The 21,573-nt window shown below is 70.0% G+C and carries 22 protein-coding genes; 11 read left to right on the forward strand and 11 right to left on the reverse strand.

Annotation, left to right across the window (positions count from 1 at the left end; all coding sequences use genetic code 11):
• A complete protein-coding gene (locus tag ACFYMU_RS26835) occupies positions 1 to 336 on the reverse strand; it encodes a YnfA family protein (RefSeq protein ID WP_388378138.1) in 336 nt (111 codons plus the stop codon).
• Between the two features lie 454 nt (positions 337 to 790).
• Here ACFYMU_RS26835 and ACFYMU_RS26840 point away from each other — a divergent pair, with 454 nt between their 5' ends.
• The 3 genes from ACFYMU_RS26840 (at position 791) to ACFYMU_RS26850 (ending at position 4,002) form a co-directional block, all read left to right on the forward strand.
• The gene (locus ACFYMU_RS26840; protein WP_388378141.1) at positions 791 to 1,270 is read left to right on the forward strand and encodes a hypothetical protein; all 480 of its coding nucleotides are present in this window, start codon (positions 791 to 793) and stop codon (positions 1,268 to 1,270) included.
• 456 nt (positions 1,271 to 1,726) lie between these two features.
• Positions 1,727 to 2,437 (forward strand): response regulator transcription factor, encoded by a 711-nt coding sequence (locus ACFYMU_RS26845; RefSeq protein WP_388378144.1) that lies wholly within the window; start codon positions 1,727 to 1,729, stop codon positions 2,435 to 2,437.
• Positions 2,438 to 2,514: 77 nt separating this feature from the next.
• Positions 2,515 to 4,002 (forward strand): ATP-binding protein, encoded by a 1,488-nt coding sequence (locus ACFYMU_RS26850; protein ID WP_388378405.1) that lies wholly within the window; start codon positions 2,515 to 2,517, stop codon positions 4,000 to 4,002.
• A 55-nt stretch (positions 4,003 to 4,057) separates the two neighbouring features.
• On the opposite strand, the gene ACFYMU_RS26855 is transcribed toward ACFYMU_RS26850, so the two are convergent.
• The 3 genes from ACFYMU_RS26855 to ACFYMU_RS26865 all read right to left on the reverse strand — a co-directional run bounded on the left by ACFYMU_RS26855 (position 4,058) and on the right by ACFYMU_RS26865 (position 7,145).
• The gene (locus ACFYMU_RS26855; protein WP_388378147.1) at positions 4,058 to 4,681 is read right to left on the reverse strand and encodes a LysE family translocator; all 624 of its coding nucleotides are present in this window, start codon (positions 4,679 to 4,681) and stop codon (positions 4,058 to 4,060) included.
• 179 nt (positions 4,682 to 4,860) lie between these two features.
• Positions 4,861 to 6,333: an APC family permease gene (locus ACFYMU_RS26860; RefSeq protein ID WP_388378150.1), complete on the reverse strand. Its 1,473-nt coding sequence runs from the start codon at positions 6,331 to 6,333 to the stop codon at positions 4,861 to 4,863.
• 77 nt (positions 6,334 to 6,410) lie between these two features.
• The gene (locus tag ACFYMU_RS26865) at positions 6,411 to 7,145 is read right to left on the reverse strand and encodes a FadR/GntR family transcriptional regulator (protein WP_388378152.1); all 735 of its coding nucleotides are present in this window, start codon (positions 7,143 to 7,145) and stop codon (positions 6,411 to 6,413) included.
• A gap of 612 nt (positions 7,146 to 7,757) precedes the next feature.
• Between ACFYMU_RS26865 and ACFYMU_RS26870 the strand changes: the two genes are divergently transcribed.
• Entirely contained in the window at positions 7,758 to 9,230 is a 1,473-nt protein-coding gene (locus ACFYMU_RS26870) for an amino acid permease (RefSeq protein WP_388378155.1), read from the forward strand.
• Positions 9,231 to 9,467: 237 nt separating this feature from the next.
• Here ACFYMU_RS26870 and map read toward each other — a convergent pair whose 3' ends face one another.
• A complete protein-coding gene (gene map, locus ACFYMU_RS26875; protein ID WP_388378158.1) occupies positions 9,468 to 10,235 on the reverse strand; it encodes a type I methionyl aminopeptidase in 768 nt (255 codons plus the stop codon).
• A gap of 59 nt (positions 10,236 to 10,294) precedes the next feature.
• On the opposite strand from map, the gene ACFYMU_RS26880 reads away from it, so the two are divergent.
• From ACFYMU_RS26880 to ACFYMU_RS26900, 5 genes are all read left to right on the forward strand, one after another.
• Positions 10,295 to 10,570, forward strand: a complete 276-nt coding sequence (locus tag ACFYMU_RS26880) for a helix-turn-helix domain-containing protein (protein ID WP_388378161.1) — start codon at positions 10,295 to 10,297, stop codon at positions 10,568 to 10,570.
• 789 nt (positions 10,571 to 11,359) lie between these two features.
• A complete protein-coding gene (locus tag ACFYMU_RS26885) occupies positions 11,360 to 12,103 on the forward strand; it encodes an NUDIX domain-containing protein (protein WP_388378164.1) in 744 nt (247 codons plus the stop codon).
• Positions 12,104 to 13,267: a purine phosphorylase gene (locus ACFYMU_RS26890; protein ID WP_388378167.1), complete on the forward strand. Its 1,164-nt coding sequence runs from the start codon at positions 12,104 to 12,106 to the stop codon at positions 13,265 to 13,267.
• Entirely contained in the window at positions 13,264 to 15,249 is a 1,986-nt protein-coding gene (locus ACFYMU_RS26895) for a hypothetical protein (protein WP_388378170.1), read from the forward strand. Before ACFYMU_RS26890 ends, ACFYMU_RS26895 begins: the two co-directional genes overlap by 4 nt.
• 88 nt (positions 15,250 to 15,337) lie before the next feature.
• On the forward strand, positions 15,338 to 15,877 hold the full coding sequence (locus ACFYMU_RS26900; RefSeq protein ID WP_388378173.1) for a hypothetical protein: 540 nt from the start codon (positions 15,338 to 15,340) through the stop codon (positions 15,875 to 15,877).
• 234 nt (positions 15,878 to 16,111) lie between these two features.
• Here ACFYMU_RS26900 and ACFYMU_RS26905 read toward each other — a convergent pair whose 3' ends face one another.
• The 6 genes from ACFYMU_RS26905 to ACFYMU_RS26930 form a co-directional block, all read right to left on the reverse strand.
• Positions 16,112 to 16,915: a phosphotransferase family protein gene (locus ACFYMU_RS26905; RefSeq protein WP_388378176.1), complete on the reverse strand. Its 804-nt coding sequence runs from the start codon at positions 16,913 to 16,915 to the stop codon at positions 16,112 to 16,114.
• 120 nt (positions 16,916 to 17,035) lie between these two features.
• Positions 17,036 to 17,248 carry a hypothetical protein gene (locus ACFYMU_RS26910; protein ID WP_388378178.1) on the reverse strand — a complete coding sequence of 71 codons (213 nt, stop codon included), beginning with the start codon at positions 17,246 to 17,248 and terminating at the stop codon, positions 17,036 to 17,038.
• The gene (locus ACFYMU_RS26915) at positions 17,245 to 18,408 is read right to left on the reverse strand and encodes a radical SAM protein (protein WP_388378181.1); all 1,164 of its coding nucleotides are present in this window, start codon (positions 18,406 to 18,408) and stop codon (positions 17,245 to 17,247) included. Before ACFYMU_RS26915 ends, ACFYMU_RS26910 begins: the two co-directional genes overlap by 4 nt.
• Positions 18,409 to 18,639: 231 nt before the next feature.
• Complete coding sequence (locus tag ACFYMU_RS26920; RefSeq protein ID WP_388378184.1) at positions 18,640 to 18,876, reverse strand: hypothetical protein; 237 nt, start codon at positions 18,874 to 18,876, stop codon at positions 18,640 to 18,642.
• Positions 18,873 to 19,253, reverse strand: a complete 381-nt coding sequence (locus ACFYMU_RS26925) for a hypothetical protein (protein ID WP_388378187.1) — start codon at positions 19,251 to 19,253, stop codon at positions 18,873 to 18,875. Before ACFYMU_RS26925 ends, ACFYMU_RS26920 begins: the two co-directional genes overlap by 4 nt.
• Positions 19,254 to 19,285: 32 nt before the next feature.
• Complete coding sequence (locus ACFYMU_RS26930) at positions 19,286 to 19,702, reverse strand: hypothetical protein (protein WP_388378190.1); 417 nt, start codon at positions 19,700 to 19,702, stop codon at positions 19,286 to 19,288.
• Positions 19,703 to 19,821: 119 nt separating this feature from the next.
• Between ACFYMU_RS26930 and ACFYMU_RS26935 the strand changes: the two genes are divergently transcribed.
• The gene (locus tag ACFYMU_RS26935; protein WP_388378193.1) at positions 19,822 to 20,865 is read left to right on the forward strand and encodes a helix-turn-helix domain-containing protein; all 1,044 of its coding nucleotides are present in this window, start codon (positions 19,822 to 19,824) and stop codon (positions 20,863 to 20,865) included.
• A complete protein-coding gene (locus tag ACFYMU_RS26940; RefSeq protein WP_388378196.1) occupies positions 20,862 to 21,551 on the forward strand; it encodes a YdcF family protein in 690 nt (229 codons plus the stop codon). The genes ACFYMU_RS26935 and ACFYMU_RS26940 overlap by 4 nt, the downstream gene beginning before the upstream one ends.
• Positions 21,552 to 21,573: the final 22 nt, after the last annotated feature.

A 21,573-nucleotide genomic window follows, 5' to 3' on the forward strand; every position in this document is an offset into this window, starting at 1 on the left:
TCAGCGCCCCCGCGGCGCCCACATGATCACGGCCGTCCCGGCGAGGCAGACCAGCGCGCCGATCATGTCCCAGCGGTCGGGCCGGTAGCCGTCCGCCACCATGCCCCACGCCAGGGACCCGGCCACGAAGACACCGCCGTAGGCGGCGAGTACGCGGCCGAAGTGCGCGTCCGGCTGGAAGGTGGCGACGAAGCCGTAGAGGCCGAGGGCCATGACACCCGCGCCGATCCACCCCCAGCCGCGGTGTTCGCGCACGCCCTGCCAGACGAGCCAGGCGCCGCCGATCTCGAAGAGCGCGGCGACGGCGAAGAGGGCGGCGGAGCGCAGGATCAGCATGCGGTCACCCTCGCACGCCACCCCGGAGCACCGGACGGCGGCGCCCGCTCCGGTGCCCGGGCCCGGTGCGCGGGTCTGGTGTGCGGGCCTGGTGCGCGGGCCGGTGCCTGGGTCTGGCGTGCGGGTCTGGTGCCTGGGTCTGGCGTGCGGGTCTGGTGTGCGGGTCTGGTGCCTGGGTCTGGCGTGCGGGTCTGGTGTGCGGGTCTGGTGCCTGGGTCTGGCGTGCGGGTCTGGCGTCCGGGTCTGGTGCCCGGGCCTGATGTCCGGACCGGTGCCTGGGCCGGTGCCTGGGCCGGTGGCCGGGCCGGTGGGCGACCGGTGCCTGGGCCCGGTGGCCGGGCCCGGTGTTCGGGCCGGCGCTTCGGGTGACTCACCTGCCCGGCGGCGCCTGGCGTGCCGTGCGCGGGGGATACATGCGGTGATCACCGGGGCCGACACGGAGGAAGTGGGCGCAATGCGAATGCGGATTGCCGGCGCGCTGGGCGCGGCCGGGCTGGCGGGCATGACCGTGTGGGCGGGTGCGGCCGCGCCCGCGGTGGCCGCGCCCCCGGAGGCCGACCTCGCCTATCACGGCGTGGTGGCCATGGCCGCAGGCCAGGTCGAGGTGCAGCTCACCCCGCAGAACCACGGCCCGGCCGATGTCCTCGACGCGACCGTGCGGCTGCGCTGGTCCCGGCCGCTGGCACAGCACCAGCGGCTCCCCGAGGGATGCGCGCGGTACAACGCGGGCACGGTGCTGTGCGACACGGGCCCGCTCGCCGCGGGCAGCGCGGGCCGGCGGATCCACCTGCGGGTGGGACTCGCGGACGCGTCGGCCGACCAGGTACGACTCCAGATCGACACCCTGTGGGACGGCGGCGCCGCCGACCGGGAGCCGGGCAACGACCGCCGTCGGGTGCTGGCCCTCGACACCGGGGACGAGTACTCCTTCTGACCCGTCGGACGGACGCCCGCCACCGCGCGTCGGACCGCTCCTGCGGCACCTGCGGGGCGCGCCCCGCGGCGCATCCACGTCGGCGTGGGTGAGGGGTGGGCCGCCACCGTCGTACCGTTCCCGGCCCACCCCTTCCGCCGCGGCCGGCCCCGCTCCGGGGAGGGGCCGGGACCGGCCGGGCGGCTCCGGCACCCGGCCGCGCCCTGGGACGGCGCGCCGGGTGGGCTCACCGGCGGCCCCGGCGCCGCGCGGTGGCGCGGGCGGGGGTCGCGGAGTCCTTGCGGTGCCACGCTCCGGCGCCGCACACCCTGTGGGGGCGCGGCAATCCGGCATAGCCGACAGACTGCCCCTACCGGGTAAGTCGCCACGCGTGCGGCGGTGAGAGGGGGGTAAGAAGCCCGCTCGCGGCCCGCCCCACCAGGTGGTACGTGACGGCGATCTTGGCAGACTGGGGGCGTGACCCAGACAGTGCTGCTCGCCGAGGACGACCGCGCCATCCGTCATGCCCTGGAACGCGCGCTGACGCTGGAGGGTTACCAGGTGACCGCTGTGGCCGACGGCGTGGAGGCCCTCGCCCAGGCCCACCGGGTGCGGCCCGACGTGCTCGTCCTCGATGTGATGATGCCCGGCATCGACGGTCTCCAGGTGTGCCGCGTGCTGCGCGCCGAGGGCGACCGCACGCCCATCCTGATGCTCACCGCGCTCGTGGAGACCGCCGACCGGATCGCGGGCCTGGACGCGGGCGCCGACGACTACGTGGTGAAGCCGTTCGACGTGGAGGAGGTCTTCGCCCGGCTCCGGGCGCTGCTGCGCCGCAGCAACGGCACCGTCCACGAAGCCCCCCGGGACGAGGAGAAGACCCCCGCCGGGCAGGTGTCGGTGGCGGGGCTGCGCATGGACGTGCAGGCGCGCCGCGCCTGGCGCGGCACGCGCGAGCTGGAACTCACCCGCACCGAGTTCGACCTGCTGGAACTGCTCGCCCGCAACGCCGGCATCGTCCTCGACCACGCCACCATCTACGACCGCATCTGGGGCTACGACTTCGGCCCCGGCTCCAAGAACCTCGCCGTCTACGTGGGCTATCTGCGGCGCAAGCTCGACGAGCCGGGGGCCCCGGCACTCATCCACACGGTGCGTGGCGTGGGGTACGTCCTGAGGGAGGACTAGTGCCTCCGGCGCTGCGGGCGGACACCGACGCCGGCACCGGGGTGTGCCTGCGCCTGTGGCGGCGGCTGCCGGGCAGGGTGCGGTCCCGGCTGCGGCTGCGGTCCCGGCTGCGGCGGATCTCGTCGCTGCGGACCACCTTCACGGTGTCGTTCGCGGCCGTGGCCGCCGGCGTCACCGTCCTCGTCGGCTTTCTGAGCTACGACGCGGCCGCCCGCCTCGTGCGCGTCGACCAGCAGAGCGTGTTCGCGCAGGTCGTGGAGGACCTGCGGGAACAGGTCCGCGAGCAGCAACTGATGCCGGACGACTACGCCGTCTCCGACACGGACGACCACGCCCCGCGCGACGACATCGTCCGGCCCGCCCGCACGGTCGTGCAGGTGCTCGGCCCCGGCGGCGCGGTCGTCGGCCACTCCGACCCGTCGCTGCCGGTCGGCCGCGGGGACCGGCGGATCGCCGACACCTCGGCGGCGGGCAGGCTGGTGGAGCACAAGGACGTCAGCGTCGGCGGCGACGTGTACCGGGTCGCCACCGTCGCGCTCGGCCGCGGCCAGGGCGCGGTGCAGGTCGCCCAGGAGCTCAGCAGCACCGAGGACCTGCTGCGCAGCCTCCAGCAGCGCACGGGCCTGCTGGTCGGGGCGGTCGTGATCGCGGCCGGGCTGTTCGGCTGGTGGCTCGCGCGGCGGATCACCGGGCGGCTGGTGCGGCTGGCCGGTGCCGCCGAGGACGTGGCCCGCACCGGGCGGCTCGGCATCCAGGTGCCCGTCACCGGGAACGACGAGGTGGCCCGCCTCGGCCGCTCCTTCGACCGCATGCTCGGGCGGCTGGCGCAGTCGGAGGAGGACCAGCGGCGCCTGGTGCAGGACGCGGGCCATGAACTGCGTACGCCCCTGACGTCGTTGCGGACGAACATCTCGCTGCTGCGCCGGATCGACGAACTGCCGCCCGCCGCGCGCGAGGAACTCGTCGCCGACCTCGCCCAGGAGTCCCGCGAGCTGACCGACCTGGTCAACGAGTTGGTCGCCCTGGCGGCCGGGCGGTCGGACACGGAAGCGCCGCAGCGGCTGACGCTCGCCGAGGTCGCCGAGGACGCGGCGAGGATCGCCCGCCGCCGCACCGGCCGGGAGGTCGTCGTGCGAGGCAGCGGCGACACCACGGTCGACGGGCGTGAGTCGGCGCTGCAACGGGCGGTGTCCAACCTGGTGGAGAACGCCGCGAAGTTCGACCGCGGTGGCGACGCGCCGATCGAGATCGTGGTCACGGGTCCCGAGCAGCCGTCCCGGTCGCGGGAGCCCGAGGGGAAGCCGACCGGGCGGACGCCGGGCAGCGTGCGCGTCGAGGTCCTCGACCGGGGGCCCGGGATCGAGGAGAGCGATCTCGTCCGCATCTTCGACCGCTTCTACCGCGCCGCGGACGCCAGGAGCCTGCCCGGCTCGGGCCTCGGGCTGTCCATCGTGCGGGAGGTGGCGCTGTCGCACGGGGGAGCGGCGTTCGCGTTCCCCCGCGAGGGCGGCGGGTCCGTCATCGGGTTCACGGTCGGCGGCGGGGCGAAGGCCAGGGACGGGTGACGGGCCCGACCCGGCGGGGCTCCCGCCCGACGCCGGGCGACCCGCACGACAGGGTCTAGGGCTCGAGCGCCAGCCGCAGTCCCAGCGCGACCAGCACGGTCCCGGAGATCCGCTCCGTACGGCGCCGCACGGACTGCCGCTGGAACACGCCCCGGGCCCGCCCGGCCAGCCAGACCAGCGGCAGGTACCAGACCAGGTCGACCAGGGCCCAGATCACCGAGAAGGCGATCAGCGTCGGCAGGACGGGCGCCCCCTGCGGGACGAACTGGGGCAGGAAGGACACGGCGAAGACGCCCGCCTTCGGGTTGGCGAAACTGGTGACCAGGCCCTGGCGGTACGCCCGCCCGTGCGACACCGCCGCCACGCCCGCCGGCTCCCCCTCGGGTCCGCCGGCCCGCCGCGCCTGCCACACCGCGCGCGCACCCATCCACACCAGCACCGCCGCACCGGAGATCCGCATCACGTCGTAGGCGACCTCCGAGGCCAGCAGCAGGGCCGAGAGGCCGAACGCCGCGGCGAGGCCCCAGAGCACGACCCCGCACTCGTTGCCCAGCACGGTGGCCAGGCCGTTGCGACGGCCGTTCACCACCGCGCGGCGCAGGATCACGGCCGTACTGGGGCCCGGGACCATCGCGATCAGGAAGGCCGCGCCGAGGAAGGCCACCACGGAGGTCAGCATCGCACCATCATCACGGGACGTCCGGACGCCTCACAAGCCGTTTCCCGGGCCGATCCGTCACCGTCGTCGCCTCGGCCGGGCAGTGGTCCCGGCACGGTCGGCGACGGCGTTCGGAGAGCGGTGCGTTCGGAGAGCGGCGCGTTCGGGAGCGGTGCGTTCGGAGAGCGGCGCGCCCGCGCTCACTCCGCGTCGGCGACGACGGAACCGACACGCTCGGCCAGGCTCGGGTCGCGGCGGACCAGGAGGGCCGCGTAGCCGACGGCGCCGAGCAGGGCGGCCAGCGCCGCGACGGGGAACCAGCTGTACGGCGCGGGCTGCCCGGGCTTGGCGAGGTAGTAGAGCGGAACCAGGATGGCCAGGGTGCCGATCGCCGGCAGCACCAGGTGCCGGACCGTGCGGAACTCCTGCGGACGGTACCGGCGGTAGTACACCGGCAGGGCGATGTTGGACGCCAGGTAGACCAGCAGGATCAGGATGGAGCCCAGGCTGGAGGACTCGGTGAAGAAGACCACCGGGTTCATCGGGCCGCCGTCGGCCCCGAGCAGATGGCCCAGGCCCCAGGCTCCGATGATCAGCAGCGAGGTGGCGGCGAAGGTGACGATCGCGTTGGTCGGGGTGCGGCGGGTGGGGTGCACATAGCCGAAGAAGGACGGGAGCAGCCCCTCGCGTCCGGCGTTGAACACCAGGCGGGCCTGGGAGTTGATGCCGGCGATCAGCACGCCGAGGGTGGAGGTCAGGCCCCCGATGTAGGCGACGAAGGCCAGCGCTCCGAGCGTCTCCTCGGCGACGTCGATGAAGGGAATGCGCGAGTGACCGAGTCGGGCCACGTCGTAGTCGAAGCCGGTCACCGTGGCATAGGAGAAGAGGATGTAGCTCACGGTCATGATCGCGATGGAGAAGAACACGGCGCGGCCGACGTTGCGCCGCGGGTTCTCCGTCTCCTCGGCCAGCGCCGCCGAGTTCTCCCAGCCGATGAACAGATACACCGCCAGCGGGAAGCCCGCGGCCAGGCCGGTGAGACCGTGGCTGATGTGACCGGGCAGGAACGGGTCGGCGGAGAGGTGGCCGCGATGCCCGGCGATCGCCGCGACCGAGACGACGACCAGCATCACCATCTCCACGCCGAAGAAGTAGCCGGCCCACTTGGTGGAGACCACCACCCCACGCAGCATCAGCACCACCGACAGCCCGGTCAGCAGCAGCGTCCAGATGATCCACGGCAGGTCGACGCCGGTGTAGTGGTACAGGGTGATCTGCACGAACCCGCCCGAGATCGCGATGACGGCGGCCATCCCGATGATGTACCCGAGACCGGCCAGCAGCGCCGTGGTCACCGCGCTGACCGGTCCGAAGGACTTGCCCACGAAGGTGATGAAGCTGCCCGCCGAGGGATGGGCCCGGGAGAACTCGGCGAGCGTGTTGCCCAGCAGCGCGACCGCGATGCCCGCGGCGACGATGGTCAGCGGGGAGGCGACGCCCGCGGTGGTGGCGAGGAAGGCGAACCCGAAGAAGAAGCTCATGGCCGGGCCGACGTTGGCCATCGTGGCGGCCGCGATGTCCGCCATGCCGAGGACGCCGCCGCGCAGCCGCTGGGGCGTGCCGGCGGCGGGGCCAGACGGCGACGACGGGCCGACGGCACCGGGGTCAGTCATGGCGGCAGCTCCTTCTGCAGAATGGCGGCGCAAGGGGTGCGCGGGGTCGTCGGCAGCCGGGCCGGCGCGACCGGAGGTCAGCTCGGGCGGGCATGCTGGTGTGCCTTCACCGCCCGCACGGCCGGGTCCATCGCGCCGCGGCCGAGTTCGGTGAGCAGTTCGGCGTGGCAGCGGTTCCGGGCCCGTACCACCGCGGGGGCCGGAGCGGGCAGCAGCAGGCACAGCCTGCCGAGCACGTCGGCGGTGAACTCGCGGATGCCGGCACCGCCGAGGGCCTCCGCGAGGTCGAGATGGAACCGCGTCTCCAGTTCGAGGAGCCGTGCCGGTTCCTCGGCCCGGTCCATCTCGTCGACCAGTGTCTGCAGCCCGTCGAGGTGACCGGCCGGGATGTCGCCCGCCCCGCGCGCCACGAGACCGCATTCGAGCAGCAGGTGGAAGGCGTCGAGCGAAGCCGCCTCGTCGGCGTCGTGCAGCAGGGCGACGACCGTGTCCCAGCCCGCTGCGACGAAGGTGCCGCCCGCCCGTCCGCGACGGCGGTCGAGCAGACCGTCCTGGCACATGCCCTCCAGCGCGCGGCGCACGGTGATCTCGCTGATCCCCAACTCCTCCGCGAGGACGCCGGCGTCCGGCAGCCGGTCTCCCGGTGACACGGACTTCAGACGCACCCGCAGGGCGATCCGCGAGCGGACGAGCTCCGATCCCGTCTGGCCCCTGCCGGGCAGGCCACGGGTGTCCCGTACCCCGGCGACCGACGCCGGCCCCGCCGGGCCTGGCTGGCTGTAGGGTCCGAACTTGCCCGCTGGATTCACCACGACGCCACCCTAACGGCCTGCTGGGCGGGGTCGCGGCCCGCGGGGACGCCGCCCGGGCGGGGCCCGGCGGTCAGGGCTCTTTCTCACTCCGCCGGGCGGCCGGGGCCGCCCGATGCCGGATCAGGGGTGGTTCTCGCGACCATGCCGCGGTGTTGTGCATAGGGGGCTCCACGGGGCCGGAACACGGGAGACGTGCCACGCGGCGACCATGACGGACGACGTGGTTCCGCGCCGCTCGAAAAATTAGGGCATGGTGAACACTTAAAACAAGCCCCCCGGGGCAGGAGCTGTGTCGTGCGCCGCCGCCGTGGCGCGCCGAGGGCGGGTGCGGGGCGCCCGTGGTGCCCGGGCGTCACGGAGAAGACGTCCGGCGGACCCCTCTTGTTTTTTTCGATCGTCGTGAACTATTTTCCTGTCGGCCACCCGTGCCTGCTTCCGCCGGCACGGGCCATGGGGCCGCGACCCACTGTGCCCGCACGGCACCGGTGGTCGCGACCTGCGACGCGTCCGCCTTCCACACCCGTCCCCCTTCGGCGAAACCCCCGCGGTCACCCCGCCGGGGCCCGCCGACGCATGTCCTCGTCCGCACTCCCTCCCTGGATGGATGTCGAGATGACCACACGTCCCCCTCTCTCCGACACAGACCCGCTGAGCCGTACCGAGAGCACCGCCGAGAGCACCGCCGAGAGCACCACCGAGGGCTCCGGCCTGCGCGCCGGGCTGAAGAACCGTCACCTGTCGATGATCGCGATCGGCGGCGTCATCGGCGCCGGCCTGTTCGTCGGCTCCGGCTCGGGCATCGCCGCCGCGGGCCCCGGCATCCTCGTCTCCTACGCGCTCGTCGGCGTCCTCGTCGTCCTCGTCATGCGCATGCTGGGCGAAATGGCGGCGGCCAACCCCACGTCCGGCTCCTTCTCCGCCTACGCGGACCGCGCGTTGGGCCGCTGGGCCGGATTCACCATCGGCTGGCTGTACTGGTTCTTCTGGGTCGTGGTGCTCGCGGTCGAGGCCACCGCCGGCGCCAAGATCCTCTCCGGCTGGATACCGGCGGTCCCGCAATGGGGCTGGGCCCTGATCGTGATGACCGTCCTCACCGTCAGCAACCTGGCCTCGGTCAGCTCCTACGGCGAGTTCGAATTCTGGTTCGCCGGCATCAAGGTCGTCGCCATCGCCGCCTTCATCGTGCTGGGCGCCCTCGCGATCTTCGGCCTGCTGCCCGGTTCGGACCACCCGGCGAGCGGCTTCTCCAACCTCACCGCGCACGGCGGGTTCCTGCCGCACGGGCCGGGGGCGATCCTCACCGGCGTCCTGATGGTGGTCTTCTCCTTCATGGGCAGCGAGATCGTCACCCTCGCGGCCGGCGAGTCCGAGGACCCCCAGGGCGCGGTCACCAAGGCCACCAACAGCGTGATCTGGCGGATCGCGGTGTTCTACCTGGGCTCGATCCTGATCGTCGTCTCGCTGCTGCGCTGGGACGACCCGGCGATCCTCAAGGACGGCTCGTACGTCGCCGCACTGAGCTCCATCGGCATCCCGCACGCGGGCCAGATCATGAACGCCATCGTGCTGACCTCCGTGCTGTCCTGCCTCAACTCCGGCCTGTACACGGCGTCGAGGATGGCGTTCTCCCTCGGCGGGCGCCACGACGCCCCGGCGGCCTTCGGCCGCACCACGGAACGCGGCGTGCCGCGCACGGCCATCCTGGCCTCGGTGGTCTTCGGCTTCGTCGCGGTCGCGTTCAACTACCTGTGGCCGGACACGGTCTTCCAGTTCCTGCTCAACTCCTCCGGCGCGATCGCCCTGTTCGTCTGGCTGGTGATCTGCTTCTCCCAACTGCGGATGCGCCGGATCCTCCAGCGGGAGACGCCGGAGAAGCTGATCGTCAAGATGTGGCTCTTCCCCTACCTGACCTGGGCCACCATCGCCCTGATCACGTTCGTCCTGGGCTACATGCTGACCGACACGGCCGACGGCGGCGGCCGCGACCAGGTGGTCCTGTCCACCCTGGTCGCGGCGGGCGTGGTGGCCGTCGCACTGGTCCGCGAACGACTGGGCCGCGGACGCGAGACCGTCACGTCGTCGTAGAGGTGGACCCCGCGGGACCGCCGTGGGGCCGGATCTACGTGGGGGCGGCCCCTGAGCGGGGTCGCCCCCGGGGGCGTGGCCCCGCGGGGACCGCCCCCGCAGTGACGGGAGCGCAACGGACGGGCCTGCCGTCGGGCCTCGAAGGGTCCGGTCCGGTCCCCGGATCCGCCGACGTCCGGGGATCCGCCGACGTCCGGGGATCCGCCGACGTCCGGGGATCCGCCGGCGTCCGGGAGGTCAGGGCAGGGTCAGGATGCGGGGGCCCTGGTCGGTGATGGCGACGGTGTGTTCGATGTGGGCGGCTCGGCTGCCGTCGGTGGTGCGCAGGGTCCAGCCGTCGACATCGGTGCGGTAGGTGTTCCGCCCGCCGGCCATGAACATGGGTTCGATGGCGAGGACCAGGCCGTGGCGGAGGGGGAAGCCCCGACCGGGGCGGCCGCGGTTGGGGACGTGCGGGTCTTCGTGCATGCGGCGGCCGATGCCGTGCCCCCCGAAGTCGGCGGGCATGCCGCAGCCCGCTGTGCGGGCGACGGTGTCGATGGCGTGGGAGATGTCACCGATGCGACCGCCCACCCGGGCGGCGGCGATGCCGGCGTCGAGGGCTTGCCGGGTGGCGTCGATCAGCTCGACGTCGCCGGGGCGTGGCGTTCCGACGGTGAAGGTGACGGCCGCGTCGCCCGTCCAGCCGTCGAGTCGGGCGCCGCAGTCGATGCTCACCAGATCGCCGTCGCGCAGCCGGTAGCCGGTGGGGATGCCGTGCGACACGGCGTCGTTGACGGACGTGCAGATCACGGCCGGGAAGGCGACCGGGGCGAAGGACGGCCGGTATCCGAGGAAGGGCGAGTCGGCCCCGGCCTCGGCCAGGACCGACCGGGCCGCCTCGTCCAGTTCTTGCAGGGACACTCCCACGCCGGCTGCTTCTCGGACTGCGGCCAGGGCGCGGGCCACCACGCGGCCGGCCTCCCGCATCGCCTCCAGCGCGGCATCGGTCTTGATCTCCACCATGTGTCTGACTCCCCGTGGCGCGTCGACCCAATACTTATACCGGTATTAGTATCACGGTCATGGTGAGGACTCCTTTGACACCGTGGGAACGGGAACGCGGCGAGCGGTTCGGCGCGCTGCTGCGTCGAGCGCGCGGCAGCCGCAGCATGGCGGAGGTGGCGGCCGCGGCGGGGGTCTCCGCGGAGACCCTGCGCAAGATCGAGACCGGCCGGGCCCCGACCCCCGCCTTCTTCACCGTCGCGGCCCTGGCCGCCGCGCTGCACGTGTCCCTGGACGAGTTGGCGGCCGCGTGCGCGCCCGACCCGGACTGGCAGGAACCGGCGCTCTCGGCTTGAGGGTCGGCCAGGAACCGGAACTCGGTGGCGGTACGCGGCTGCCGCGATCTCGACGAACGACCAGGTCGACGAACGATCGGATCAATGGGTCGGTGTCGCCCCCGTCCCCCGCTGCCACCACGCGGCTCGGCGCCATGTCGGCCGGCGGCACGACGAGGGCGGGGCCGAAAGCCCCGCCCAGCGCCCAACTCCACGAACTCCCGGCGCAGGGCCACACCAGGCAGTACGGCTGATGCCCCGCCTCGTGCAGTCGGTGCGAGAAGTCCTGCCACTCGTGCAGTGAATGGGGGCGGGAGGGTGCTGACCTGGGGTTTCTCGGTGGAATATGCGTTGACCTGGGAAAACTCCTCTCCGTAGTTTTCACCGGTCAACTCCGTTTCCCAGACTCATGTGCCCTGGATGTGCCCTGGGATGCTCGCTCGTGGGCTGGGCTGGGCTGGGGAGCTGGAGCGGCTGGCATGACCTGTCGGAGGCGCCGAAGCCTCCTGTGCCGGCCTTTCCCTTCAAGTGCGTCCAACCGTCGCCTCTCCCGCCTGGCGGTGGGCGAGGGCATCGGCTTCTTCTACCTCGCCGACGTGGACACCCACGTCCGCCCGACCGTCAGCTCAGGCAGCCCTCCACGCCTTCCTGGAACGCAAGTACCCGTTCCCGCGCCGCTTGGAGGGCCCACGCCTGGCTGCGGAGCGTACGGCGAGTCGACCGCTTCGGTGCGTCTCCGTCTTACAGCACCAGCGGCCTCCATGTCGCCATTCTTGTTAAAGTGACAGGAACTGAAGTACCGTGTGTCACATGCAAGTTGATGAGTGGTCACCCACGCCCGTGCTACTGACGGTCGATCTCGTGATCCTGACGCTGCGTGAGGGGCGACTGTGTGTCCTGCTCGTGGAGCGGGGCGAAGATCCGTTTCAGGGCATGCTGGCTCTGCCCGGCGGATTCCTCAATCACGCTGGTGAGGAGATCCTGGACGCCGCCCACCGTGAGTTGAGTGAGGAAACCGCTCTGGCTGCCGGGACGGTGCATCTTGAACAGTTGGCCATCTATGGGGCCGCAGACCGTGATCCACGGGGACGAGTCGTTTCCGTGGCCCACTTGGCGATCGCGCCGGGACTCCCCGAACCGGTCGCGGGGACGGACGCCATGGATGCTGCGTGGATTCCCGCGGAAGCCGTCCTGTCTGGTGAGGTGGAACTGGCCTTCGATCACCGTCGGATCGTGACGGACGGAATTGAGCGTGCACGTACCAAGCTCGAATTCACGGCGCTGGCCACGGCATTCTGCGGAGAAAGCTTCACCATAGTCGAGTTGCAGCAGGTGTATCAGGCGGTTTGGGGCACCGAACTCGACACCCGTAATTTCTACCGGAAAGTCCAGGCCGTAAAGGGGTTCATCATCCCCGCCGGCTCGGGACGCAGGACCACGGGAGGACGGCCCGCGCGGCTGTATCGAGCCGGGCCGAAGAAGGTGTTGTTCCCACCACTGATCCGACCTGTGCCGTCCAGGACGGAAGAGGAAACGAGAGAGGAAGGGGAATAGATGTCGAAAGACATGGTGGTGATTCTCACCGCCCTCAATCTCGAGTACGAGGCCGTGCGCAGGAAACTGGCCGGTCCACAGGTACACCGCCATGAGCGTGGGACGCGGTTCGAAGTGGGAACCGTGCAGGGCACTTCATGTTGTGTCGCGCTCGGTCTGACGAACAAGGGGAATCATTCCGCCGCGGTGATCGCTGAGCGCGCGATACAGGAGTTTTCGCCGGCGGCCGTGTTGTTCGTCGGCGTCGCCGGTGCGCTGTGGGACACCGCCAGGCTGGGTGACGTGGTGATGGCGACACACGTGTACGCCTACCACGGCGGGACCAGCGAGGACGACGGGCTCAAGGCCCGTCCCCGGGTGTGGGAGACGGCACACGGTATCAGCCAGCTCGGCTCGCACCTGGCTCGCGTGAACGACTGGGCCGACGACACGCCCGGTCATGGGCGCGCGCCGCAGGTGCGCTTCGGCGCGATCGCCGCCGGTGAGGTCGTACAGAACTCGAAGATCTCGGCCGAGGCGCGGTGGATCCGGCAGCACTACAACGACGCGCTCGCGATCGAGATGGAGGCCGCCGGTGTGGCGCAGGCCGGTCATCTCAACGGGGCACCGGTGGCCATCATCCGGGGAATCAGCGACCGAGCGGACGGTACGAAGAACAGCGCGAAGGACCGTAACTGGCAACCACGGGCCGCGGCGAACGCGGCGGCATTCGCCACACGGCTGGCCGTGGAACTGGTGGGAGAACAGGAGCAGATCGCAATGTCCCAGGCAGACAGGGCCCATACGGCCGACAGGCTCGAAGAGCACGTCAGCAACACCGCCCATAACAGCACTGTTGGCATCATGGCCGGCTCGGTCAAGGGGAGCAGCGTCTACGTGAACGCGGACCCGAAGGTGACCGGTCCGGCGAACCTGGTCGCGGAACTGGACGGTTTCCGTGAGTCGTTGATGCGCCACCGCGCCGAGGGCGCCCTCGACGACGACACCTACCGAGAGGCACTGGCCGAGCTGGGCGTTGCCCACCGGGCAGCAAGGGAGAACACTCCCGAGGCGTCCAAGAGGGCGACCATGGCACTCAAGAGGTTACGCGGTCTGATCACGGAGTTTCCCGAGTTGGTGGCCAGGCTTGCACCACTGGTTGTCGCGGCGGGTGACTTGTCATGAACGACGGCAGGAGTGTCACGCACAATTCGGCCGCGTACGGCTCCATCGTCGGAATGCAAGCCGGGGTCGTACACAACGCCCACGTCTCCATCGGCCACCAGGATGCGTCGCCTCAGGAAAAGTACAAGGTCGGTGTGCGGTTCCTGGAGGATGGCGTCCCCAGCCGTGCTCGCGACTTGATCAGTGACGCGATCGCCAACGGACACGATAACGCGGAGGTCCGTTTCCACTGGGTGCTTGCCATGCTCAGTGGACGCGCCTACGACGACCTCAGCACCGAAGAGCTCCAGCGGCTGCATCGCGCCTCCGGGCTCGTACGGACCTATGCCGAGGGAGAGTGGACAGACACTCTGCGCGTCGCTTTCGAACTTCTGGAGATGCTCAGCACCCCGGACGGCGAAACAGGACGCGTGCTGGAGCGGTTGCGAGCCTTGTCACCCAGCCTGCGTGACACGATCCTCCACCACTTCGACCTGGTGCTCACCGGAGGGCTGAAGGACAGTCTGTGGGCCGAGCGCCGCGAGCGGGCCGAGGCGGCTCGCTTCGGCAACGACCGGGTCCAACGGGTCTGGGCCTATTTCGAACCCGACCCCATCGGGCCACGAGCCCTGCCGCCCCGTCCGAGCACCGCTACTGCCGCCCAGACGGCCCTCCCGGTCCGAGCTGGCCTGTTCGTCGTCGCCACCGCATTCCTCTGCGTCTTGGCCCTGGTCGCAGACCCGGTTGCGGCAGCCGTCGAGTTACTGGTGGCGCTCGGTGCGGGCCTGACGGCCACTCACTTCGGCCGCCGATGGTGGTTCCAAGAACATCGGCTGAAGACCAAGAATCGTGTGTTCCAGATCCCGCACCCACGCGAACCGGCCTCTGCCGAGGATGGGTTCACCAACCGCGTCCGTCATTCGTTCGACCACTACTTCAGCACCCGCGTGCCCCACGGGCTCGCCCCGCACGAATGGCTCGGTCATACCGTCCACATCCGCAACAGCCTCGTCGCCGAGATCGCGGTTCTCTACCGCGAAAGCCGAATCAGCGTGGACCGGGTCAACTGGCTGATCCGCTATCTCGCCGAGGATGCCCGGGACCGCCACAGCAAGGGTACTCTGCTCGATCATCACCACCAGAACCAGACGCCCGCGGGGGCGAAGGCGCTGTGCGTGGTCGCCCTCGGCGTTCTCTGCCTCACGACTCTGGCTCTGCTCGGAACAGTGGCCTCAGGCACCGACGCGTTGCAGCTGCTGCTGGCCGTCCTGGCCGTAGGCGGCGCGGTCTGGTCCGGACGCGCGGCTGGGTCCTCGTGGCTGGAGGCCCGGGGTGAGGACCACCGAGTGGCCGAGGAAACCAAGGAATACCAGGAGCAACTGGCCGCGCGGCAAGCCGCGTACCAGAACTGGAAGTCGTTCCTGGACGTCGCGCGACCCAGTGAGCTGGAAATGGAGACCTGGCTCGCCTGCGACAAGACGCTGTTCGTCGACGAAGCACTCCGCCACTACCAGCTCACCTGGCGCGATGTGATCGCCCACACCATCCTGGTGACACCCGCGCGCCCCTACAAGCGAGGGCGGGTGAAGGGCGGTCCTTGGCGGTACTCGCGCTACAGCTTCCGTCTTTTCCTGGTCACACAGGATGGCGTTCGTGAAGTCAGCTCGGAATTCGATTTCACCGATGCAAAGCGCGGGAACCGGCAGCGAAGCAATTACCGGTTCGACGCGTTGTCCTCCGTGCAGGTGACGGAACGCAGCGAGGTCGGCTATGACCTGGAGCTCTTCCTCACCAACGGACCGGCCAGGAACATTCGCGTCAAAGACGCCGATACCCATCAACTTGCGCCGGACGAGAACGCCGAGGAAATCGCCGAAATCAACCTCGATGCGGCTGGTTTCATCCACACCTTCCGCCTCCTGGAGGGAATCGCGGCGGACGGAAAGGTTTGGATCGAACGAAACAACCCCAAAAACGTGCCGTCCTTCCATGCTGTCGGCTGAGTCTTCCGGGCCTCCGGAGCGGGCAGGGTCCGGAGCGCCGGATCCCTGCCCGCCCACTCATCAGCCCAGCCGGGACCCGAGCTTAGGAATGGCCGTGGCCGCCACAGAAGACGTCACCGAGAGCAGACTGCTGCTGGCCGAGTACGACCGCATCAAGGAGGAACAGAAAACCCGGATAGGCTTCCGTGACAACCTGCTCTACTTCACGCTCGCCGCGGTCACGGCGGTCCTGGCGATCACCGTCCAGAGCAGGCAGGCTCAACTGCTGCTCGCTGTCCCTGCGGTCTCTCTGGTCCTGGGCTGGACCTACCTGGTCAATGACGAGAAGATCTCGGCGGTCGGCGGCTACATCCGCGACCAACTGGGACCGCGACTGGCCGAGCTCAGCGGCGCCCACGGCGCAGTGTTCGGCTGGGAGATCTACCACCGCGACGATGCGAGCCGCACCACACGCAAGCGACTACAGGCCGCTGTGGATCTGTTCACGTACTTGGCCTTGCCGATGATCTGCGTGACCGCATTCTGGTGCTCTCCCGCCGTCCAGCCTTTACTCGTGATCGTCTCCCTTGCACAGACACTTGCCCTGGCCGTACTGGGCTGGCAGTTCCTGCGCTATGCGGAGCGGTAGTGCTGCTCTGCCGCCCCGCTGCACGTTCAATTCGCCGTCCCGACCAGCACGGCCGAGCAACCGCCTCTGCGGCGCTGGGCTGCCCGCCGTAGAGCTCGGACCGTGCACCGGCTGCCGCCAGCTGAGGCGGCGCAATTACGTACGCCGAGGGGCCACACCGCGAACGGCGAGCCCTTCGGCATCGTGCCCGGTGAGGCACTGGTGGAGGATAAGACGGGTCAATACACCTAGCGCCTACAGGTTCCCGTTTTGGATGCTCGCGAGCGTCGCCGCCTGCTCCGCCATCCCCGACTTCCATGGAGTCGGGTCCACTTCGGCGATCTCCCGCCACAGGGCCGCCGTGGCCGAGCTGAACGCCGCGAGAGCCTCGGCCTTGGCATCCCGCCAGGACGGGAACCGACTTGTGAAGGCGAGGGCCTCCTCCACGGAATGCCCGGCGTCCATGAGCTGGAGGACAAGTGCGCCGGGGTCGATCCAGGCTGCCCCTCGCGTCGGCCAGGCCCAGTCGATGAGTCGTGCGCGGGCGCCGGTGATCAGGACGTTGTCCGGGGCGAAGTCGGTGTGCAGGAGAGTGTTGCCCTCGAAGTAGTGCAGCGTACCTGGCGGTGCGTAGTCCGCCCACCGGTCGACGGCGTCCTTGATCCCAATGCCGGCGGGTGCTGTAACGCCCTGCAGTTCGACAAGCGCGGTTTCCACGAGCGGCAGGTCGGGTGAGCCTGGCGTGTAGTCGGCGTGGCGGCCGTCGATCACCTCGTAGCCGAGCAAGCTCCAGCCACCGGACTCCAGGTGCCAGTACAGGCGGGGACAGGAGGCCGGCAGGTAGGGCGCGACGGCCACCTCGCGGCGCTGGGCAGCGACCTGGGAATGATCGGCTGGGATGCCCTTCACGAAGACCCGGCCGCCGTTCGTCTCCAGGACGGAGGCGATGCCGGAGTTCATGCCGCCTTGCACGGTCATCGCCTGGTGAACGGCGCCGCTCTTGTCGGCGACGGCTCGGCGGACGTCGGCGGGAAGCTGCTCGAACGGGATGCGGGACATGGACACACGCGGTTCCTCAAGGGGCTCGGGTACAGGGAATGCCGCCCCGGCCAGGGTACGGCCGGGGCGGCACTGAGGGGGTGGAAGGAGCGGGCGGCACGGGTGCCGTCCGTGGTGGATCTAGTACGGCTGGTCGTCCCCAGCGGAGCAGCTGCACTCGGCGCCCTCGGCCGCCTCGTCCAGGTCGGCGATGATCTGGAACTCGTCGTCCTTGATCGACGCGGCGGTCAGCGGTACTGGCAGGGCGCTGGTCGGGTTGTCCGCCGGATGTCGGCCGATGGTGAGCATGACCGGTTCGCGAGGCGGGGTCAGGAGTGTGGTGGGCGGGGTCATGATCCGTAACCTCCATGTTGGCAGTAGAGCTCTCGTCGGTCCCCCGCCTCCTGGTAGAGCCTGGCCAGCGGTCGGCACGTGCGGCACGTGCCGACCTTCGTGCAGCCGGAACATCCACCGGTGCGGAGCTGTAGGGACTCGGCGACCGCGCCGAGTCGGGGGAGGGCTTCGACGCCCTCGGTGATGAGGTTCACGCTCGGGTCACGGCCGACCTTGCAGATCGACGCGATGCCGTGTGGGTTGACGTGGAAGAACGTGTGGCCGGCGTTGCAGCCGGTGAAGATGCTGCGGGCCTTGAGATGGCCCAGCGCCTGCGTCGCCAGGGGGTTCGCCTCGCCGTCGATCGTGGGCGACATGTTCGTGAAGACCTGGTGAGGGAAGCCGTACGACTTCGAGAGGCGCACCATCGCGTCTGTCTCGTGCGCGTTGCCGTCCGACACGATCACGTTCAGGCGGACCGGCAGTCTGTCCTGGCGGGCGGCATCTAGGCCCTTCAGGAACCGGCCGAACGCCCCGCGGTTCCGCGTCACCTTGTCGTACGTCTCGGCGGTGGCTCCGTAGACGCTCAGGGTCAGTCGGTACGGCCGGTGGCGGGCGAACAGGTCCCGGATCGGCTGCTTCCGCAGCGAGGAGCCGTTGGACGAGACCTGGACCATCATCCCGAGCTGGTGGGCGTACTCGTACGCCGCGCCGAACTCGCGGTCGATCAGCGCCTCACCGCCGGTGATCTGCAACCACAAGACACCAGCGTCCCTCAGTGTCTGCAGCAGTGCCTGCTTACCGGCCCAGTCCAGGCCATCGAACCGCTTCTCCCCGAGGTAGCAGAACTCGCAGTCGTAGTCGCAGCCGAGGTTGATCTCCCACGACGCCTTGCCGTACCCGTACCGCGACCGCTCGCGGACGAGGACGATGTCGCCGACCGGCGGCGACGAGGACAGCTTGGTCCCCCACGCTTCCCTCGCCGCGTCGGCCAGCCAGTCCGGGACGGATCGCCCTTCCGCCCCCGCAGCCCGCAGCTCCTCGTAGCGGACCTCCGGGATGCGCACGCCGGCCGCCCGCCCGGGCTGGACGAGGAGGTACTGGGCGAGAAACGGGCTGGCCACGAGCTGCGGAGCTGCTTTGAGCCTCAGCCTCTTGGCGCTGGTGTTCGTCTCGATCATTGGACCTCCACGAGGTGGGTGTGAGGGGTTGGTCGGGCCTGGTGGTGGGCGGCGATCAGGTTGGCCGCTCGCTCGGCCGGTGGATCCCTTCACCAAGCGCGGGTCATGGCATGAGCCGTGCGGTCGAGGCGGCCACGCCGATCACGAAGCCGCACGAGGCAGACACGAGCACGATCAGCAGTGGTCCGGCGTAGCGGGCGGCCCGAGCTGCCTGGGCGGCGACACGGCGGTTCACGGCTTCCGCCAGGCCCGCCAGGGGCGGGTGATGATCTCCCGGTACGTATGGTGTGAGGGGTTGCGGCCACCATGCGTGAACACCCAGCTCTGCGGTTCGGCGAAGTCGGTGCCGGACAGTGAGGTTTCGCCACAGACCGTGCACTGCATCGCGTAAGTGGTGGGCTCGGCGTCGGGTTCCCGGTCGGGCTGGAGGGTCCACCGCTTGCGGCACATGATCGCGCGGCTGGTCATCGAACCGACTCCAGAGTTGTGGCGACGTAGGGGTGCTGGAGAGCAGCGCGGAGGGCGTGCGTGTCGGTGAGGGTGTCGTCGGCGGGTAGCTCGCACCATCCGCCGAACCAGCCGTCGAGCAGTTCCAGGCCGGGGGCGACGAGCCAGGAGTCGGTGGAGAGGTGCCGTACCGGCAGATCGTCCCAGCTGGCTTCGGAGCCGGTCGGGACGGCGTAGTAGAGACGCCCGTTGGGCCTGTCGTAGAGCACGGGGCCGACGGAGGCACCGGTGCCGCGCAGGTAGGCCAGAGCCAAGAGGCCGATCTCGGCCGAGGTGCGCACCACGTCCCAGCCGTCGCCGACCTTCAGTAGCCGCAGTCCCGACACGTCGTTCACCATGGGCGCGCTTCGCAACGCGTCACGCACGGACATCACACACCGCCCTGCGGCCGAAGACTTTGGCTCGCGCTGAGCGAAGAGGCGGATCGCGTGGTCGGCGTGAGGGGGCGGACCACGATCAGACGAGCGCCTGTTGCTGTTATCTGCCGCTCGCGCTCGGTGCCGAGGCCCTTGGGGCCGAGGTGGCTGAGTGCCGGAACTACGGCCCCGTAGGCATCAGGGAGTTCGAGCGCGTCGAGCAGACCGACGAAGGCGGGGGAGCGGACGATCACTGCGGCGTCGCGGTCGGTGAAGACGCCGCACAAGGCTAGTTCGTGCCGGTCGCAATATTCGGTGAGGCAGTCGACGAGAGCCGTATGGCGGGGTAGGCCGCCGGTGACGTGACGCAGGTAGCCGAAGACCTGAGGGAAGGCGATGGGGCGGCGTTCGGTGATGAGGTCGTCGTCCATGCCCACAGCGTCGGCCGTCGTGAACGGCCTTGAAATGACCTGCTGTTGTACTTCCGTTGCACTTCCCGCCCCACGTCGTCACTGACAGTGCTTCCATACGTGACGGAGGGAGGTCATCCGTGGTCAGCGTGCAGCAGTGGACAGGTCGGGAGGCGAGCGCCCTGCGCGCCGCGTTGCGTATGAGCATGCGCGCTTTCGCCGAGCACCTCGGTGTCGCGCTTCGCACGGTTGCGAAGTGGGAGAGCCTCGGCGCGGAGACGCAGCCCCGCCCGGACACCCAGGCCATCCTCGACACTGCGCTCGCACGGGCGGATTCCGCCTCCCAATCCCGGTTCGAGACAGTGCTGTTCCCTGAACGGCAGAGCATGCGGCCGACGGACTACGAGACCTGGACCGAGGACATCGAGCGCGCTGTTGTCTGCATCAGCCGCCAGGACTTCCCTTTCGCCTCAACCCTGTTGAACCGCTGGCTGGGCAGCCGTGCACCCCACCAACTGGACGACAAGGGCCTCTATTTGTACGGCCGTTCCCTCGTGCTCCTTGGCGACCTTCAGCGCGATCAGGGCGCGATCCTCGGCCCACTCTCAGCCCGGCACTCCTACCTGAGCGCTCGCGGCATGTTCACCGAGCTCGACATCCCGCGCCGGGTGGCCCAGATCGAGCTGTCCCTCGCTGTCGTCCAGGAGATGTCGGGCCAGCTGGAATCCTCCGCCCGCCACTACGAACTCCTCGCCGCGGACGAGCGCTTGAGCCTGCGCGACCGCGCCAGGGCCCAGCTCTGGGTGGGTACGGCGTTGAGCAAGGAGGGCGACAACGAGTACGCCACCGGCGTCATGGTCGAGGCCACCCGCTCCTTCGAGGACCTGGGCGAACCCGAGGACTGGTCGGTCGCGCACCAGAAGCTGGCCCTAGCCCACCGCGGTGCCGGCGACCTGAAGCAGGCCCTGCACTACATCGGCATCGCGCGCACGACCGGCACGGTCGACTCCCCGATGCAGCGGGTGCGGCTGGACACCGCGTACGGGCACATCCTTCTGTCGGATGCGGCGACCCGGAATGATGGGCTGTCCGTCCTCGATCAGGCGGCACAGGTGGCCCGCCAGTACGGGCTGAGCCACCAGCTGCGCAGCATCGAGGGCATCCGCAAGGACCAGCAGGGATGAGCCAGGGAGTGCCAGTGCCGGAGCACGAGCAGCGCCAGATCACCGATGAGCAGTTCCACGACGCGACGCTGATCTGGAACTACCACCAGATGGGCCACGAGCAGCGGCCCTGCTCGGCGGCGATCGGCCTGGGCAGCCACGACCTCGGGGTGGCTGCCGCGGCCGCCGATCTGTACCGCGCCGGCCTCTTTCCGATCGTGGTGTTCAGCGGCGGCAACAGTCCCACCACCCGGGCCCGTTTCCCACGCGGCGAGGCGGTGCACTACCGCGAGCATGCGCTGAGTATGGGTGTGCCGGACGGGGCGATCCTGGTAGAGCCGAAGGCGGCCAACACCGGCCAGAACATCACCTTCTCCCGCGAGCTGCTGGCCGAGGCCGGTATCGCGGTGGAGTCGCTGCTGCTGATCTCCAAGCCGTACATGGAGCGCCGCTCGTACGCGACGTGCCGCAAGCTGTGGCCCGAGGCGGAGGTTGTCTGCGCCTCCGAGCCACTGGAGTTGGACGACTACATCAAGTCCATCGGCGACGAGAAGCTCGTCGTCGACATGCTCGTCGGCGACCTGCAACGGGTGATCGAGTACCCGAAGCTCGGCTTCGCCGTCGAGCAGGACGTACCGGGGGATGTGTATGACGCTTACGAGCGCCTCCTGGGCGCCGGTTTCGACAGTCGCCTCATCAGCAGCTGAACCACTCCACGTCGGGCCGCCG

Origin of the sequence: Streptomyces sp. NPDC007264, assembly GCF_042869095.1 — a bacterium.
Taxonomy (GTDB): domain Bacteria; phylum Actinomycetota; class Actinomycetes; order Streptomycetales; family Streptomycetaceae; genus Streptomyces.